Origin of the sequence: uncultured Serinicoccus sp., from assembly GCF_947487915.1 — a bacterium.
Lineage (GTDB): Bacteria > Actinomycetota > Actinomycetes > Actinomycetales > Dermatophilaceae > Ornithinicoccus.
In genome coordinates, this window is the sequence record NZ_CANKYH010000010.1 from 102,631 (window position 1) to 118,424 (window position 15,794).

Annotated in this window: 15 protein-coding genes; 11 read left to right on the forward strand and 4 right to left on the reverse strand. The window is 73.2% G+C overall.

Going from position 1 to position 15,794, the window contains the following annotated elements:
- The first annotated feature begins 68 nt into the window (after positions 1-68).
- Entirely contained in the window at positions 69-767 is a 699-nt protein-coding gene (gene phoU, locus Q0795_RS14505; protein ID WP_298890775.1) for a phosphate signaling complex protein PhoU, read from the forward strand.
- Between the two features lie 114 nt (positions 768-881).
- Here the strand turns inward: phoU and Q0795_RS14510 are convergent, their stop codons facing one another.
- Positions 882-1,427 (reverse strand): hypothetical protein, encoded by a 546-nt coding sequence (locus Q0795_RS14510; RefSeq protein ID WP_298890777.1) that lies wholly within the window; start codon positions 1,425-1,427, stop codon positions 882-884.
- A 403-nt stretch (positions 1,428-1,830) separates the two neighbouring features.
- On the opposite strand from Q0795_RS14510, the gene Q0795_RS14515 reads away from it, so the two are divergent.
- From Q0795_RS14515 to Q0795_RS14545, 7 genes are all read left to right on the forward strand, one after another.
- Entirely contained in the window at positions 1,831-2,313 is a 483-nt protein-coding gene (locus Q0795_RS14515; protein ID WP_058889990.1) for a CarD family transcriptional regulator, read from the forward strand.
- 2 nt (positions 2,314-2,315) lie between these two features.
- Positions 2,316-3,668: a 2-C-methyl-D-erythritol 4-phosphate cytidylyltransferase gene (locus Q0795_RS14520; RefSeq protein WP_298890779.1), complete on the forward strand. Its 1,353-nt coding sequence runs from the start codon at positions 2,316-2,318 to the stop codon at positions 3,666-3,668.
- Positions 3,665-4,150, forward strand: a complete 486-nt coding sequence (gene ispF, locus Q0795_RS14525; RefSeq protein WP_298890781.1) for a 2-C-methyl-D-erythritol 2,4-cyclodiphosphate synthase — start codon at positions 3,665-3,667, stop codon at positions 4,148-4,150. The genes Q0795_RS14520 and ispF overlap by 4 nt, the downstream gene beginning before the upstream one ends.
- Positions 4,151-4,532: 382 nt before the next feature.
- A complete protein-coding gene (locus tag Q0795_RS14530; protein ID WP_298890783.1) occupies positions 4,533-5,669 on the forward strand; it encodes an S-(hydroxymethyl)mycothiol dehydrogenase in 1,137 nt (378 codons plus the stop codon).
- On the forward strand, positions 5,666-6,295 hold the full coding sequence (locus Q0795_RS14535; RefSeq protein WP_298890785.1) for an MBL fold metallo-hydrolase: 630 nt from the start codon (positions 5,666-5,668) through the stop codon (positions 6,293-6,295). Before Q0795_RS14530 ends, Q0795_RS14535 begins: the two co-directional genes overlap by 4 nt.
- Before the next feature lie 25 nt (positions 6,296-6,320).
- Positions 6,321-6,599, forward strand: a complete 279-nt coding sequence (locus tag Q0795_RS14540; protein ID WP_298890788.1) for a hypothetical protein — start codon at positions 6,321-6,323, stop codon at positions 6,597-6,599.
- Between the two features lie 111 nt (positions 6,600-6,710).
- A complete protein-coding gene (locus Q0795_RS14545; protein ID WP_298890791.1) occupies positions 6,711-7,475 on the forward strand; it encodes a membrane protein insertase YidC in 765 nt (254 codons plus the stop codon).
- Here Q0795_RS14545 and Q0795_RS14550 read toward each other — a convergent pair.
- Positions 7,472-9,769, reverse strand: a complete 2,298-nt coding sequence (locus Q0795_RS14550; protein WP_298890793.1) for a TIM-barrel domain-containing protein — start codon at positions 9,767-9,769, stop codon at positions 7,472-7,474. The genes Q0795_RS14545 and Q0795_RS14550 overlap by 4 nt on opposite strands.
- Before the next feature lie 67 nt (positions 9,770-9,836).
- Between Q0795_RS14550 and cysS the strand changes: the two genes are divergently transcribed.
- From cysS to Q0795_RS14565, 3 genes are all read left to right on the forward strand, one after another.
- Positions 9,837-11,306, forward strand: a complete 1,470-nt coding sequence (cysS, locus tag Q0795_RS14555; protein WP_298890795.1) for a cysteine--tRNA ligase — start codon at positions 9,837-9,839, stop codon at positions 11,304-11,306.
- 14 nt (positions 11,307-11,320) lie between these two features.
- On the forward strand, positions 11,321-12,274 hold the full coding sequence (rlmB, locus tag Q0795_RS14560; protein WP_298890797.1) for a 23S rRNA (guanosine(2251)-2'-O)-methyltransferase RlmB: 954 nt from the start codon (positions 11,321-11,323) through the stop codon (positions 12,272-12,274).
- Positions 12,275-12,345: 71 nt separating this feature from the next.
- Positions 12,346-13,077 (forward strand): Pr6Pr family membrane protein, encoded by a 732-nt coding sequence (locus Q0795_RS14565; RefSeq protein ID WP_298890799.1) that lies wholly within the window; start codon positions 12,346-12,348, stop codon positions 13,075-13,077.
- A gap of 33 nt (positions 13,078-13,110) precedes the next feature.
- Here Q0795_RS14565 and Q0795_RS14570 read toward each other — a convergent pair whose 3' ends face one another.
- Both Q0795_RS14570 and Q0795_RS14575 read right to left on the reverse strand, forming a co-directional pair.
- Positions 13,111-14,358 (reverse strand): DUF4032 domain-containing protein, encoded by a 1,248-nt coding sequence (locus Q0795_RS14570; protein WP_298890800.1) that lies wholly within the window; start codon positions 14,356-14,358, stop codon positions 13,111-13,113.
- 180 nt (positions 14,359-14,538) lie between these two features.
- Positions 14,539-15,570: a type IV toxin-antitoxin system AbiEi family antitoxin domain-containing protein gene (locus Q0795_RS14575; RefSeq protein WP_298890802.1), complete on the reverse strand. Its 1,032-nt coding sequence runs from the start codon at positions 15,568-15,570 to the stop codon at positions 14,539-14,541.
- Positions 15,571-15,794 lie beyond the last annotated feature (224 nt).

A 15,794-nucleotide genomic window follows, 5' to 3' on the forward strand; every position in this document is an offset into this window, starting at 1 on the left:
CACCTGCCCAGGTGTCCGACAATGGGGCGACGGGCCCGTCCCCCCACCCCGGCCCCGAGGAGGCAGGCATGCGCAGCGCGTTCACCGAGGAGCTCGACCTCATCAGCGGGCAGCTGGTGCAGATGAGCCGCTTGTCGGCCACGGCGCTCCAGCGAGCCACCGCGTCCCTCATGGAGACCGACCTCGCCCTGGCCCAGGAGGTCATCTCCGACGACCAGCTCATCGACGCCCTGCGCCGCGAACTGGACAACCGCGCCATCGACGTGCTCGCCCGGCAGCAGCCGGTGGCGACCGACCTGCGCCAGATGGTCACCGCGCTGCGGATGAGCTCGGACCTCGAGCGCAGCGGGGACCTGGCCCGGCACGTCGCCAAGCTGACCCGGCTGCGCTACCCCGCGCCCGCCCTCCCCGACGAGCTGCGCCCGATCTTCGCGGAGATGGCCACCACGGCTGAGGCCATGATCCTGCGGGCCGGCGACATCATCGACAGCAAGGACGCCGACGGCGCCAGCGAGCTGATCCGGGCCGACGACACCATGGACCGCCTCCACCGTGAGGTCTTCCGCGTGCTGCTCGAGCCCGCCTCCTCGCAGACCGCGCAGGTGACGGTCGATGCGACGCTCCTCTCCCGCTACTACGAGCGGTACGCCGATCACGCGGTCTCGATCGCGCTGCGCGTGGTCTACCTCGTGACCGGGGTGTGGCACGACGAGCAGCTGCCTGGGGACGACGACCGCTACCCGGGGAGCGTGCCGCGCGAGAGCTGAGCACCTCAGGGCGCTCGGGCGCTCGGGCCGATGACCGGCGGCGCCACCCGGCGCCGCACGACGACGGCCCCGGACCGCTCGGTCCAGGGCCGTCGTCGGTGGCTCAGCGCCTGCTCAGTGGTCGCCCTCGCTGTGCTCCTCGGGGGCCTCGACCGGGCCGCCGGCGTCGTCGGCGAAGACCGCGTAGGGGCCCTGCGGGAGGAGCACCGGGGCGGTGGAGGACAGCGTCTCCTCGTCGCCGCTGATGCGGACCTCGACATGCTGGCCGGAGGGTCCCTCCAGCGCAGGCACGATGACCCGCTCGCCCTCGGTGCCGCTGGCGGAGAGGCCCCCGTCCAGCCGGGCCGAGGAGTGCGGGTCGACGGTCACCTCGGGGCTCAGGCTCTCCCCGGCCACGCTCACCGTCACGGTGACCGGCTCGGAGGTCTGGTTGATGACGGCACCGGAGACCACGGCGGGCGCCCCGTCGCCCTGGGAGACCAGGAGCAGGTCACGCACGTCGAACGCCTCGCCGTTCATCTGCACGCCGTCCGCGGGGGCGTAGACGAAGGTGGTCGCCTGGGGGGAGTTGACCGAGCATCCGGTGAGGGCCAGCGCGGCGAGCGCGCCGGTCACCAGGGCAGCCGGGCGGCGGGTGCGGGAGGTGCGTGCAGTCGTCACGAGGACAGCCTAGCGTCCGGCCCGCGCCCCCCGCCCGTCGTCCCCTCCCGACCTGGTCGACATGCAGACCGTCCGCCCCTCCCGACCCGGTCGACGCTCCGACCGTCGCCCGCTCCCGACCCTGCCGGCGCTCCTGCAGGGGTGGTGCCCGACCCGCGCCGACCTGCCCCTCTACCTGCGCCGACGTGGCCCCCGAACCGTCCACCGGACCCGCCCCAGGGGCCGGCGGAGAGTCCTGCGGAAGGGGGTGGGACGGCATACCCCGGGGGCTATCGAGACCCGTCGCGGAGCACATCGTCTGGTGCTTGTCAACCCTTTGACCTGCGGAAACATCGTTCTCGGGATTACGTGACCTGCGCCACGCGTGGTATCCTGGGAGTCCGCCGAAAGGGGCTTTACCACGATGACGTTCAAGGTCGGAGAGACGGTTGTCTACCCCCATCATGGGGCCGCTCTCATTGAAGAGATGAAGACGCGAACCATCAAGGGCGAGGAGAAGCTCTATCTGAAGCTCAAGGTCGCCCAGGGCGATCTGACGATCGAGGTGCCGGCAGACAACTGCGACCTGGTCGGCGTCCGTGACGTCGTCGGCAAGGACGGCCTGGACAAGGTCTTCGCCGTGCTGCGCGCCGAGCACACCGAGGAGCCGACCAACTGGTCGCGCCGATACAAGGCCAACCTCGAGAAGCTCGCCTCGGGTGACGTCATCAAGGTCGCCGAGGTCGTGCGCGACCTGTGGCGCCGGGACAAGGACCGTGGCCTGTCCACGGGCGAGAAGCGGCTCCTCTCCAAGGCCCGCCAGATCCTCGTCAGCGAGCTCGCGCTCGCCGAGAAGACCAACGAGGACACCGCTGAGGCCACCCTCGACGAGGTCCTCGCCTCCTGACGATGGAGGCGGACGTCGCCCCGGGTGGCGTCGGCATCATCCTCGTCGCCGCCGGGCGCGGCACCCGTCTCGGGGCGGGCCGGCCCAAGGCGCTGGTTCCTGTCGGTACCGGCACCCGCTCGCGGTCCCTGGTCCTGCACGCGCTGACCCGCGCGCTCGGGACCCAGGGGCTGCGGCAGGTCGTGGTCGTGGCGCCGTCGGACCCCACCGGTCTGCAGCAGATGGTCGACGAGGTGACCGGCCAGGGCACGACGTCCCTGCTCGGTGACGCCGACGCTGGTGACGCCGACGCTGGGGACGTTGACCCCGCGGCGGCCGGTGCCTCCACTGCCACAGCGCCGGTCCTCGGGGAGCACCCGCAGCCGGCGGTGATCGTCGTCCCCGGCGGAGCCGAGCGCGCGGACTCCGTGAGAGCGGGCCTGGCCGCGCTGTCGGCCGACCTCGACGTCGTGCTGGTGCACGACGCCGCTCGCGCCTTCACGCCGACCCCGGTCTTCGACCGCGTCGTCGCTGCCGTGCACGCCGGGCACGATGCCGTGGTGCCGGCGCTGGCCGTCACCGACACCGTCAAGCAGGTCGCTGCCGACGGGGCGGTCGAGACCGTCACCGCCACCCCCGACCGTGCCGGCCTGCGGGCGGTGCAGACCCCGCAGGGGTTCCGGCGCGCGACCCTGGAGCGGGCGCACGAGCAGGCGCGGGGCGAGGCACGGCATACCGACGACGCGGGGATGGTCGAGGCCACCGGCGGGCGCGTGGCTGTGGTGCCCGGCGATCCCCGGGCGCTCAAGGTCACCACGCCCGGTGACCTCGAGCTCGCCGCGCGCTGGGTCGACGCAGAGCACGCCGAGGCCCGGCCCCTCCTGGTCGTCCTCGCCGGGTTGCCGGGGGTCGGCAAGACGACGCTCGCGCGGACCCTGTGCCGACGTCTCGCCGCGGCCCACGTGCGGGTCGACACCGTCGAGCAGGCGCTGGTCCGCGCGGGGATGCCCGGCACTGAGGTCGGGGCGCGGGGGTATGCCGTCGCGCTCGCCGTCGCCGCCGACCAGGTCGCCGTGCGTCGTCCCGTCGTGGCCGACCTGGTCAACGCGGCGCCCGAGGCACGGGCGGCGTGGGAGGGCCTCGCGCTGGACGTCGGTGCCCGTCTCGTCCGGGTGGAGCTCGTGTGCTCGGATGCCCACGCTCACCGCAGCCGGGTCGAGGGTCGGGTCGCCGACATCGACGGGCACCGGGTCCCCACCTGGGAGGAGGTCCGCCCGCAGGACTGGACCGCCTGGACGGGCGCCGAGCTGAGGATCGACACCGCGACGACCGGCGTCGAGGACGCCGCCGCCCTCATCGAGGAGATCTGCCGATGACGACGACCCTGCCGCGCACCGGGATCGGGGTGGACATCCACGGGTATGCCGACGACGCCCGCACCCTCTGGCTCGCCTGCCTGGAGTGGCCGGGGGAGCGGGGTATCGAGGGGCACTCCGACGGCGACGTGGCGGCGCACGCCGCGTGCGACGCGCTGCTGTCCGCCGCGGGGCTCGGGGACCTGGGCTCGGTCTTCGGCACCGGCCGGCCGGAGATGGCCGGGGCCAGCGGCCGACAGATGCTCGCCCATGTGCACGAGATGCTGGTGGCGGCCGGCTGGCAGGTGGGAAATGTCGCCGTGCAGGTCGTCGGCAACCGGCCGAAGGTGGGGCCGCGCCGCACGGAGGCCGCCGCCGCCATGTCGGCCGCCCTGGGCGGGGCCGCGGTGTCGGTGAGCGCCACCACGACCGACGGGCTCGGGCTCACCGGCCGCGGTGAGGGCGTCGCCTGCATCGCCACCGCCCTGGTCGTCCCGGCCTGATCGACCGGCGGCCTCACGCACCACCGACCTGTCCCTCTGCCAGCCGCGTCGTCCACTGACAGCCGCGTCGTCCACTGACAGCCGCGTCGTCCACTGACAGCCGCGTCGTCCACTGACAGCCTCGAGGTCATCTGACAGCCCCCTCGAACAGGCTGATGGTTGACGTACCGGCTCTCAGATGACGTACCGGCTGCCAGTGGCGCCGCGAGGTCGAGGATCGACAGCGTGACCGCGCGGGGATGGTGCGGCTGCGCGCGCGTACCGGGTGGGGGCTGCGCGGGGAGGGTGCGGCTGCGCGCGGGGAGGGTGCGGCCGCGCGTGCGGGCCGGGGACGGCATACCGTGGGCGGAGCACGTCGACCGCCGCCAGAGAGGACCGCAGCATGCCGCAGACCGTCAAGGGTGTCATCGCCCGCAGCAAGGGGGCCGACGTCGAGGTGGTCGACGTCGTCGTCCCCGACCCGGGGCCGGGCGAGGCCGTCGTCAAGGTCGACGCCTGCGGGGTGTGCCACACCGACCTGCACTACCGCGAGGGCGGGGTCAACGACGAGTTCCCCTTCCTGCTCGGGCACGAGGCGGCCGGCACGGTCGAGGCGGTCGGTGAAGGGGTCACCGACGTCGAGCCGGGGGACTTCGTCATCCTCAACTGGCGCGCGGTCTGCGGTCAGTGCCGGGCCTGCGCGAAGGGCAAGCCGTGGTACTGCTTCGCCACCCACAACGCCAGCCAGAAGATGACCCTCGCCGAGGGTGACGAGATGGCCGGCACCGAGCTCTCCCCGGCCCTGGGCATCGGGGCGTTCATCGAGAAGACGCTGGTGCACGCCGGTCAGTGCACCAAGGTCGACCGGGAGGCCTCGGCCGTGGCGGCCGGGCTCCTGGGCTGCGGCGTCATGGCCGGTTTCGGCGCGGCCGTCAACACCGGCGCCGTGACCCGGGGCGACTCGGTCGCGGTCATCGGCTGTGGCGGGGTCGGGGACGCCGCGATCGCCGGCGCCTCGCTCGCTGGGGCCACGAAGGTGATCGCCGTCGACGTCGACGACCGCAAGCTGGAGACGGCCAAGAGGTTCGGCGCGACGCATACCGTCAACAGCAAGGAGACCGACCCGGTCGAGGCGATCCAGGCCCTCACCGACGGCAACGGCGCCGACGTCGTGGTCGAGGCGGTCGGCCGGCCCGAGACCTACCGGCAGGCGTTCTACGCCCGCGACCTCGCCGGCACCGTGGTGCTCGTCGGCGTCCCCACCCCGGAGATGGAGGTCACGCTGCCGCTCATCGACGTCTTCGGCCGCGGCGGGGCGCTGAAGTCGAGCTGGTACGGCGACTGCCTGCCCAGCCGGGACTTCCCGATGCTCATCGACCTCTACCGCCAGGGCCGGTTCGACCTCGACGGCTTCGTCACCGAGACCATCGGCATCGGGGACGTCGAGTCCGCGTTCGACAAGATGCACGGCGGCGACGTCCTCCGCTCGGTCGTGGTCCTCGACGAGGCCGCCGCCACGGGCGCGGAGGTGGGAGCATGAGCGCGCGCATCGACCACGCGACGACCAGCGGCACCTTCGAGCTGGACGGTGGCTCCTGGGACGTCGACAACAACGTCTGGGTGCTCGGCGACGACACCGAGTGCGTCGTCATCGACGCTCCGCACGACGCCGACGCGATCGCCGAGGTGGTCGGGGACCGGCAGGTGCGCGCCATCCTGCTCACGCACGCCCACAGCGACCACGTCGACGCCGCCCTCGACCTCAAGGAGCGCACCGGCGCACCGCTGCTCCTGCACCCGGGCGAGGCCCCGGTATGGAAGCTCACCCACCCCGAGGCGCGCTGGGACCAGGACCTCACCGACGGGCAGCGCATGCAGGTCGCGGGGGTGACGATCGAGGTGCTGCACACGCCTGGTCACGCGCCGGGGGCCTGCTGCTTCTACGTCGCCGACCTCGGTGTCGTCTTCTCCGGCGACACGCTCTTCCAGGGCGGTCCGGGCGCGACCGGCCGGTCGTTCAGCGACTTCGACGTCATCGTCGAGTCGATCACCGACCGGCTCCTCACGCTGCCGGAGGACACGGTCGTCCACACCGGCCACGGCGACACCACGACGATCGGTGCGGAGAAGCCGCACCGGCAGGAGTGGATCGACCGGGGGGAGTGAGCAGCACCGGAGTAGGCTGCGTGCCATGACCTCCCGCGGCGACCGGCTGCCCCTCATCGGGGTGCTGCTGCCGCTGCTCGCGGTCGTCCTGCTGCTCTCCGCCGCCGCGACGCCCGACCACCTGCTGGTCGCGCTCGCCGCCGCCGCCGTGGTCGCGCTGGCGGCCGACCGGGGAGCGCTCCCGCTGCGGGCTCAGGTCGTCTCCGTGCAGCACCACAGCGAGGTATGCCGCGGCGCCGGCGTGCGCTCCAGCGACCCGGACCGCTCCGGCTGGGTCCGGCCGCGGGCACCCGGGCGGGGCTGACCCGGCTCCGCGACCCCGTCAGGACCTGACCGTCGGCAGGAGCCGGGCTGACCACCAGCCCCCTGCCCACGGCATACCCCAGCGGTGTGCCCGCGCCCTCCGGAGACCCGCGTGTTCGCCTTCCTCGACCCTCTGCTCATCCACGTCCACGACCTGCTCGCCTCGCTCGACGCCTGGGTGCCGCCCGCCCTCGTCATCATCGCGCTCACCCTCGCGGTGCGGCTCGCGCTGCACCCCATGAACCGTGGCCTCGCCCACGGCACCGTCCGCCGCCGCGACCTGCAGCCGCGCATCACGGCGCTGCGGGCCGAGCACGGGGAGGACCCCCGTGCCCTGCAGCAGGCGATCCTCGACCTGCACCGGGAGGAAGGCGTCTCGCCGCTCCCGGGGTGCCTGCCCATCCTCGTCCAGATCCCGGTCTTCTCGATGATCTACCGGCTGTTCACCGCCCCCGAGATCCACGGCGAGCACAACCAGCTGCTCGACCAGACGTTCCTCGGTGTCGGGCTGTCCGAGCACCTGCTGACCGCCGGCGCCGGGGACCGCTGGGTCTTCCTCGTGCTCATCGGTCTCACCCTCGTCGTCGCGGCCTTCGCGGCCCGCCAGCTGCGGCGGCACCTGGCGCAGGACCAGGAGCGCTCGGCCGCCCTCGACCCCGGTGCGCGCGCCCGGCTCACCGACGCCCAGCGGGCGATGCAGGACTCGATGGAGCAGATGACCAAGGTCCTGCCGCTGATGTCCTTCCTCACCGTGCTGGCGGTGGTGTCGCTGCCGCTGGCGGCGGGTCTCTACCTCGTCACCAGCGCGATATGGGGTCTCCTCGAGCGGGCGAGCCTGCGCCGGATCAGCGCGGTGCCACCACCGGCGCCCTCCTAACCCGCCGTGACGATCTCGGTGAGCGCGCCGACGAGGGCGTAGTCGAGCCGGGCCGAGCGCAGCTCGTCGGCGACCCGGGCGGGGCCGCCGCCGCCCTCGGCGAGCCCGCGGCGGAGCACCGCCCAGGCCCGCTCCTTGGCCGCGTGCTCGACCTGCGCCGCGTCGAGCAGCGCGAAGCACTCGCCGAGCACGTCGGGCGCGCCGGGGTCGGGCAGGTCCACCGACACCTGCTCACCCACCGGCACGTCGCGCAGCGTGTGCACCTCGGCCGACCCGGCGAGGCGCACGCTCCAGGTGCGGGTGGCGGGCAGCACGTCGAGGTCGCCCTCGGCCGGCCCGACGTGCAGCCGACGACCGGCGTCGTCCCAGCGCAGCGGGGTGCGGGCGAGCAGCCGCGTGGCCTCGGGCCCGTCGTCGTCCTCGACGAGCAGGTGCCCGCCGTCCGCGCCCGGGAAGACGACGAGCTCCAGGTGCTCGGGCAGGTCGACCCCGTTGACCGGCTCGCCGCCGGCCAGCGGCAGCACCGTGCCCGCCTGCGCGAAGACCGCCGTGCTGCCCAGGTCGCGGTATGCCGTGAGGTCCCGACCGTGCGCGCCCGCGTCGTAGCGGCGACCCGTCTCGAGGTCGAACCACTGGCCGGGCGGCAGCCAGACCGGGGTCGCCGACAGGCCGACGCCGGGCAGGCGCGGGGTCACCGTGGGGGCGCAGAGGAGGTCCTCGCCGAAGAAGAAGGTGGCGCGGTGGGCATACGCCTCCGGGCGCCCGGGGTGGCGGTGGTAGACCGGCTCGACCAGCGAGATCCCCTCGACCGCGGCCCGCTCGGCCATCGTCGCGAGGTAGGGGAGCAGCCGGTGCCGCAGCCGCAGCGCCTCGCCCATGAGCCGCTCGCCCTCGGGGCCGAAGCGCCACGGCTCCTTGCCCTGGAACGGGCTGGCGCTCGCGTGCAGCCGGTTGACCGGGGACCACGCACCGAGCTGCACCCAGCGCACCGCGAGCTCGACGTCCTTGGAGCCGGCCCAGTGCCCCCCGATGTCGTGGCTCCACCAGCCGTAGCCGATGTTGGCCGCGCTGGCGGTGAACTCGGGCTGGAAGGCCAGCGACTCCCAGCTGATGAGCGAGTCGCCGGAGAAGCCGATGGGCGTGCGGTGCGAGCCGGGCCCGGCATACCGCGAGAAGACCAGCGGCCGCAGCCCGTCGGCCTCCTGCTGGGCGAAGTGCCGCTCGTTGAGCAGCCACAGCGGGTCCAGCCCGGGCAGCGCGGTGTGCGTGCCCTGCTGCCAGTCGATCCACCAGAAGTCGACGCCCTGCTCCGCGAGCGGGCCCGCGACGTGGGTGAAGAACGCCTGCCAGAAGCGCTCGGAGGTGGGGTCGAACTCGACCGGCTCCCCGCTCGCCGGATCGATACCCATCGCCCGCGCCATCGCCGGGTAGGCGTCCTCGTGCCGCCGGACCCCGTCCGCCGGGTGGTCGTTGAGGGTGACCTTGAGGCCGCGCCGGTGCAGGTCGTCGAGGAAGGCCTGCGGGTCGGGGAAGAGGTCGCGGTTCCAGGTGTAGCCCGTCCACCCGCTGCCGATCTGCGGGTCGACGTCGACGAGGTGCCAGTCCATGTCGATGACCGCCACCGAGAAGGGCAGCCGGTCGGCGGCGAACCGGTCGAGCAGCGCGGCGTACTCGTCGGCGGAGTAGGGGTGGTAGCGGCTCCACCAGTTGCCCAGCACGAAGCGCGGCACGCGTGGCACCGGCCCGGTCAGCGCGTGGAAGTCGCGCAGCGCGCCGCGGAAGTCGAGCCCGTGGGTGAAGACGTAGAGGTCGATCGCGCCGGGCTCCCGCGGGGTCAGGTCGGTGAGCTCGGGGCCGGTGCGGACCAGCGAGCGGGAGTCGTCGAGCACGCCGAGGCCGCTGCGGGACAGGATCGAGGGCTCCAGCGGCACCGGCCCGTCGGCGTCGTCGAGGGTGCGCGTGGTGCCCGGCAGCGGCGCGTCGACGGGCTCCCCGAAGCGCCAGGTGGAGTGGTATGACGTGAGCCCGCCGCGCGCCTGCACGCTCAGCCCCGCGGCGGAGGGGTCGGCGCCGTCGTAGCGGATCTCGAAGCCGTCGCTCAGCGCCCGGACGCCGCCGCGCCACGGCTCGACCTGCAGGGGCAGCTCCCCGCGGTCGGCGGCCCACAGGTCGCGGTCGACCACCACCTGGGTGGGATCGTCGGTGAAGGTGCCGCTCGGGGACCACTCGATCCGCAGCAGGTGCGGGGTGAGGGCGGTGAGACGGCAGCGGTCGTTCTGGTGCACGATCGGCATGCCGCAACCCTATGCGCCGCGGCGGGGAGGCACGGCATACCCCGGCCGACCCGTAACCTTGACTCCTGTGACCCTGCACCTCTTCGACACCGCCACCCGCGAGCTGCGGCCGTTCGTGCCGCTGGACCCGGGTGGCCGGAGCGTCGGCATCTACATCTGCGGGCTCACCACCCAGGGCAGCCCGCACATCGGGCACGTGCGTTTCGCCGTCGCCTTCGACGTCCTGCGGCGGTGGCTGGAGCGCGGGCACGGCTATGACGTCACCCTCGTGCGCAACGTCACCGACATCGACGACAAGATCCTCACCAAGGCGGCCGACGCGGGCCGACCGTGGTGGGCCTGGTCCTACCGGCACGAGCAGGAGACCAGCCGGGCGCTCGACCTGCTCGGGGTCCTGCCGGCGACCTACGAGCCGCGGGCGACGGGGCACGTCACCGAGCAGGTGGAGCTCGTCGAGACCCTCCTCGAGCGGGGTCACGCGTATGCCGCGCAGGACGGCTCGGGCGACGTCTACTTCGACGTGCGGTCCTGGCCCGACTACGGCTCGCTCACCCGGCAGCGGCTGGAGGACATGGAGCCGGCCGGTGACGCCGACCCGCGCGGCAAGCGCGACCCCCGGGACTTCGCGCTGTGGAAGGGGCACAAGGAGGGCGAGCCGGAGACCGCCAGCTGGCCGACCCCGTGGGGCCGCGGCCGCCCGGGCTGGCACCTGGAGTGCTCGGCGATGGCGCGCAAGTACCTCGGCGACGCCTTCGACATCCACGGCGGCGGCGTCGACCTGCGCTTCCCGCACCACGAGAACGAGCAGGCCCAGTCCCACGCTGCCGGGCTCGGCTTCACCCACTTCTGGCTGCACAACGCCTGGGTCACGGTCAAGGGCGCCAAGATGGGCAAGTCGCTCGGCAACGCCCTCGCGGTGACCGAGCTGACGAGGACCGTCCGGCCGTTGGTGCTGCGCTTCTACCTCGGGGCGGTGCACTACCGCTCGGTCATCGAGTATGCCGAGGGCTCGCTCACCGAGGCCGCCGCCTCGGTGGAGCGCATCGAGGGCTTCCTCGGGCGGGCGCTGGAGGAGCTCGGCGCCGCGGCCGCGGACGTGGTGGCGGAGTCGCGGGCGCTGCCCGTGGACGAGGCCTTCCCCGAGGCGTTCCGGGCCGCGCTGGACGACGACGTCAACGTCTCCGAGGGCCTCGCCGTCGTCTTCGGGGCGATCCGCGAGGGCAACCGGGCGCTCGAGAGCAGCACTGGTGGTGACGCCGTCGCCGGCGGTGCGCTACGGCATACCGTCCTGCAGGTGGTGGCCATGCTCGACGTGCTCGGCGCCAACCCTCTGGACGAGCGCTGGGGCGGCGGCCCGGGCGACGACGACCACGCCGGCGAGGTGCTCGCCGCGCTGGTGCAGGACCGGTTGGACGCACGGGCGCAGGCCCGGGCGGACAAGGACTTCGCGACCGCGGACGCCATCCGCGACCAGCTGACCGCGCTCGGCGTGGTCATCGAGGACACACCGGCCGGGGCCCGCTGGGCCCTGCGCTGAGGAGGACGAGACATATGGCAGGCAACCAGCGACGCCGCGCGGCGCGCACGACCAACAAGAAGGGCGCCGTCGTCGGCTCCGGCGGGCAGCGGCGCAAGCAGCTCAAGGGCAAGGGGCCGACCCCCCGGGCGTCGGACCGCGTCGGCCACCCGGCGGCGCGCCGGGCCGGCCGCTCCGAGGGTGCGGGCGAGAAGGCCGGCGGGCGTCCGGGCGGCAGGCGCGGGGCCAAGGGCTCGACCGAGCTCGTCGCCGGGCGAAACAGCGTCCTCGAGGCGCTGCGGACCGGGGTGCCGGGGACGGCCCTGCACGTCGGGTCGCGGATGGAGTCCGACGACCGGGTCCGGGAGAGCATCTCTCTGGCCACCGAGGCGGGCATCCCGGTCATGGAGTCGCCGCGGGGCGAGCTGGACCGGATGACCGACGGGGCCGTGCACCAGGGACTGGTCCTGGCGGTGCCGCCCTACGACTACGCCCATCCCGAGGACCTCATGAGCCAGCAGCTGCCGGGCGTCCCGCTCGTCGTGGCGCTGGACGGCATCACCGACCCGCGCAACCTCGGCGCGATCGTCCGCTCGGCCGGGGCCTTCGGCGCGCACGGCGTCGTCGTCCCCGCCCGCCGCTCGGCGGGTCTGACCGCCGCCGCCTGGAAGACCTCCGCGGGCGCCGCCGCTCGCGTCCCCGTCGCCCAGGCGACGAACCTCACCCGGGCGCTGGAGGCATACCGCAAGGCGGGGTTCTTCGTCATCGGTCTCGACGCCGACGGCGACGTGCAGCTGCCCGGTCTGGAGCTCGCCGACCAGCCGCTCGTGGTGGTCGTCGGGTCCGAGGGCAAGGGGCTGTCGCGGCTGGTCCGGGAGACCTGCGACCAGATCGTCTCGATCCCCATGGCGGCGGTGACCGAGTCGCTCAACGCCGGGATCGCGACGGCGGTCACGCTCTACGAGATCGCCCGCGCCCGCACCCGCTGAGCGCGGGCCAGGGCCGTGCCGGTCCTCGTCGCGCCCGGCCGGGTGGCCGTCGGACCCGCTATCGTCCTGCTGTGACGAGATCGCCCGTGCGGGCCACCACCTGGGCGGTCGTCCGCCTCGCCTCGGCGGCGCTGATCCTCGCCGCGGTCCTCGCCCAGGCCTGGGTGACCATCGGGGGCGCGGCGGACGCGGGCCGCGACCTCGAGCTCACGACCATCAACTTCTTCAGCTTCTTCACCATCTTGTCCAACGTCGGGTCGGCCGCCGTCCTGACCTGGGCCGGGGTATGGCTGCTGCGGGCGGCAGGCGACCGCGGGTCGCGCCGGGAGCCGCCGATCCTCGCGGTCGCGCTCGCGTGCGTGACGACATACATGGTGGTCACCGGGGTGGTCTACAACACCCTGCTGCGCGGGATCGAGCTGCCGCAGGGCACGACGGTCGCCTGGTCCAACGAGGTCCTGCACGTCGTCGGCCCGGTGCTGCTCGTGCTCGACCTGGTCCTCGCGCCCGGGCGCCGCGGGCTGCCGTGGCGGGCGGTCGGGAGTGTCCTCGTGGTGCCGGTCGTCTGGGTCGCCTACACCCTCGTCCGGGGTCCGTTCGTGCCCAACCCGGTGACCGGCGCCGACCGCTGGTACCCCTACCCGTTCCTCGACCCGGAGAACCCCGCGCTCACGCCCCCGGGGTATGCCGGGGTGTCACTCTACGTCGTCGGGATCGCCCTGGTCATCGGCGCTGCGGCGACCGGCGTGGTCGCGGTGGGTCGGGCGCGCGACCGGTCAGGGCGAGCGGAACGGCATACCTGAGCGCGTCGCGACCCGGTGTCGCCCGCCTGCGCGTCACTCCGAGAGCTGTGCCCTGATGGGGATCTCCTCGGTGTCGACACCGAGGATGGAGATCTCGTCGGGCTTCTGCGGCAGCACCGTCGCGACGTAGTCCTGGACGGCGTCCACGAGGTCGACGTCGTGCCGGACCCGCTCGGAGAGGTACCACCGGTGCTCGAGGATCTCGTGGAAGAGCTCGGCGGGCTCCAGCTTGCTGCGCAGCTCGCGCGGCACCGTCCGGGTGACGGGCTCGTAGACCCGGGACAGCCAGTCGTGCGCGACGAGCTCCTCGTCGTCCTCCAACCGGTCGGTCGCCGCGCGGTAGGAGTCCAGGTCGTTGAGCAGCCGGCGCGACTGGTTCTCCTCGACGTCCAGGCCGGTGAGCCGCATGAGCCGCCGCGAGGCGTGGCCCGCGTCGACCACCTTGGGCTGGATCCGGATGTAGGCACCGTCGATGTCGGTGGTCATCTCCAGCTCGTCGACGTCGAAGCCCAGGTTGTTGAGGCGGCGCATGCGCTCGTCCACCCGCCACCGGTCGCCGCGCTCGAAGCGCTCCTCGCTGGTCAGCTCGTTCCACAGCAGGTCGTAGCGGTGCATGATGCGGTTGGCGATCTCGATGGGGTCCTCCCCCTCGTCCAGGGCGCCGGCCGCCTCGAGGTCCATCAGCTCACCAGCGATGTTGCCGTGGGCCACGAAGAGGTCGTGCTCGCGCTGGCCGGGGGAGAGCTGCGGGTGCAGCTCCGCGGTCTCGGCGTCGACGAGGTAGGCCGCGAAGTCGCCCGCGTCGCGGCGGAAGAGCGTGTTGGACAGCGAGACGTCGCCCCAGAAGCAGCCCGCCAGGTGCAGTCGCACGAGCAGGACGGCGAGGGCGTCGAGGGTGCGCCGGGCCGTGTCGGGGCGCATCCGCTGGCTGAAGACCGCGCGGTAGGGGAGGGAGAACTTCAGGTGCCGGGTGACCAGGCACGCGTCCAGCGGCTCGCCGTCGGCGTCGGTGCGCCCGGACACCACGGCCAACGGCTCGACGGTCGGCAGGTCGAGCCGGCGCAGGTTGCGCAGGGTCTGGAACTCCCGCCGGGCCAGCGGCTCGGAGATCTCCTTGATGGCGATGACCGCCCCCTGGAACCGCACGAAGCGCACCACGTGGCGGGAGATGCCCCGGGGGAGCGCGGCCAGGTGCTTCTCCGGCCACTCCTCGAGCGGCACCTCCCACGGGAGGTCGAGCATCGCCGGGTCCAGCTTGATGGCGCTGATGTCGAGCGGCATACCGCCCAGCGTAGGCCCGTCGTGTCTCCCCCGCACCGGGCGCCGTGGATGGTTGCTCTCCCCCGCACCGGGCGTCGTGGATGGTTGGTCTGGTCCGCGCCGGGCGTCGTGGATGGTTGCTCTCCCCCGCACCGGGCGTCGTGAATGGTGGGCCGCCATCGCTCGAGACGCGGCGCACGGTCACTCGGCCCGGGGCAGGAGCGGGAGCCTGCGGAACTCTCCTTCCCACCTGACCCAGCCGGTGAAGGGCCGCGACAGCGCTCTGGATCGCGCGGCGTTGATGCGCTGCGCGACGACCTCCGGGGTGTGCATGGCCTCCTCGGTCATCCAGCGCGCGACCTCCAACCCCAGCCGCTCGATGCGTCGCTGGCGATCCGCCTCGGCCGCCAGGACGGACCGGGCCACCTGCTCACCTGTCTCCGCCGTCGCTCCCTCCCGGTACTTGCCCTGACCGTCGGACTCCGTGGCGACCTGCTCGTGGTCCAGGAGGCCGTCGAGCCGGGCGACGAAACGGAAGCGTTCGTCATACAGCTCGACCTGGGGAATGGGTTGCGGGAGCTCGGCCAGGTGGATGACGCCCGCGGAGTATGCCTCGCCCCAGCTCTCGCGGCGCGCGTCCAGCAGGTCGAGGACCTGGAGCGCCCTCGGCCGACCGACCCAGCGCCGCTGCGTGTCGAGGACGGCACGAACCTCCTGGGCTGTCACCGTCGACGCGCGTACCGCCTCGTCGAGCATGGCCAGACCGTGCGGGAGGCGTCGCGTGCGAAGGACGTCGGCGCAGGTCTGGGCGATCGTGGTCGTGCGCAGTCCGTCGACGGTCGTGAAAGGGACGTCGATCGTGTCCGTGTGGTGGATCGTCACGCCAGCCAGTCGCCGTGAGCTCGGGGCATCCTCGACGCGCACGAGCTCCACCTCCGCGTTCGGGGAGATGAGCAGCGGCAGGTCGTGCACTACCGCTGAGCTCGCATGGCTGGCGACGCACCCGGGGTGATCGAGCAGCGCCTCCCGCAGCCGTTGCAGATGGTGCCGCCGCGTGAGATCCCAGGTCTCCCCGTCGGGCAGGGCGATCCCGAGCACGGCATACCAGCCGTGGCGCAGCCGCTCGACCCGGCCTTTGCTGACGAGGTGACGCAGCTGCTGGCGCGAGAGGCCGAGAGCCAGCGCGTCGGCATACCGGAACGGCGTCGGGGGCAGGTCGGTGAGGGTCGCCATCGGGCCACGATGACCGCGTCAGGACTCGGCCTGCCAGAGATGCGCTTCCATCTGTGGACGGGTGCCGGCACTGGCTGACGATGTGGACAACGGGGCAACCACTTGCGGCGCTCGGTGGGGTGGTGCGCAACCATTTGCGGCGCTTGGTGGGGTGGTGGGCAACCATTTGCGGCGCTCGGTGGGGTCGTGCGCAACCATTTGCGGCGCTCGGTGGGGTGGTGGGC

Excerpts from the sequence above, each read along its gene's own strand:
- phoU (WP_298890775.1), top strand. The coding sequence starts at position 69 with ATGCGCAGCGCGTTCACCGAGGAGCTCGACCTCATCAGCGGGCAGCTG.
- Q0795_RS14535 (WP_298890785.1), top strand. The coding sequence starts at position 5,666 with ATGAGCGCGCGCATCGACCACGCGACGACCAGCGGCACCTTCGAGCTG.
- Q0795_RS14520 (WP_298890779.1), top strand. The coding sequence starts at position 2,316 with ATGGAGGCGGACGTCGCCCCGGGTGGCGTCGGCATCATCCTCGTCGCC.
- Q0795_RS14575 (WP_298890802.1), bottom strand. The coding sequence starts at position 15,570 with ATGGCGACCCTCACCGACCTGCCCCCGACGCCGTTCCGGTATGCCGAC.
- Q0795_RS14530 (WP_298890783.1), top strand. The coding sequence starts at position 4,533 with ATGCCGCAGACCGTCAAGGGTGTCATCGCCCGCAGCAAGGGGGCCGAC.
- rlmB (WP_298890797.1), top strand. The coding sequence starts at position 11,321 with ATGGCAGGCAACCAGCGACGCCGCGCGGCGCGCACGACCAACAAGAAG.
- Q0795_RS14570 (WP_298890800.1), bottom strand. The coding sequence starts at position 14,358 with ATGCCGCTCGACATCAGCGCCATCAAGCTGGACCCGGCGATGCTCGAC.
- Q0795_RS14540 (WP_298890788.1), top strand. The coding sequence starts at position 6,321 with ATGACCTCCCGCGGCGACCGGCTGCCCCTCATCGGGGTGCTGCTGCCG.
- Q0795_RS14515 (WP_058889990.1), top strand. The coding sequence starts at position 1,831 with ATGACGTTCAAGGTCGGAGAGACGGTTGTCTACCCCCATCATGGGGCC.
- Q0795_RS14550 (WP_298890793.1), bottom strand. The coding sequence starts at position 9,769 with ATGCCGATCGTGCACCAGAACGACCGCTGCCGTCTCACCGCCCTCACC.
- ispF (WP_298890781.1), top strand. The coding sequence starts at position 3,665 with ATGACGACGACCCTGCCGCGCACCGGGATCGGGGTGGACATCCACGGG.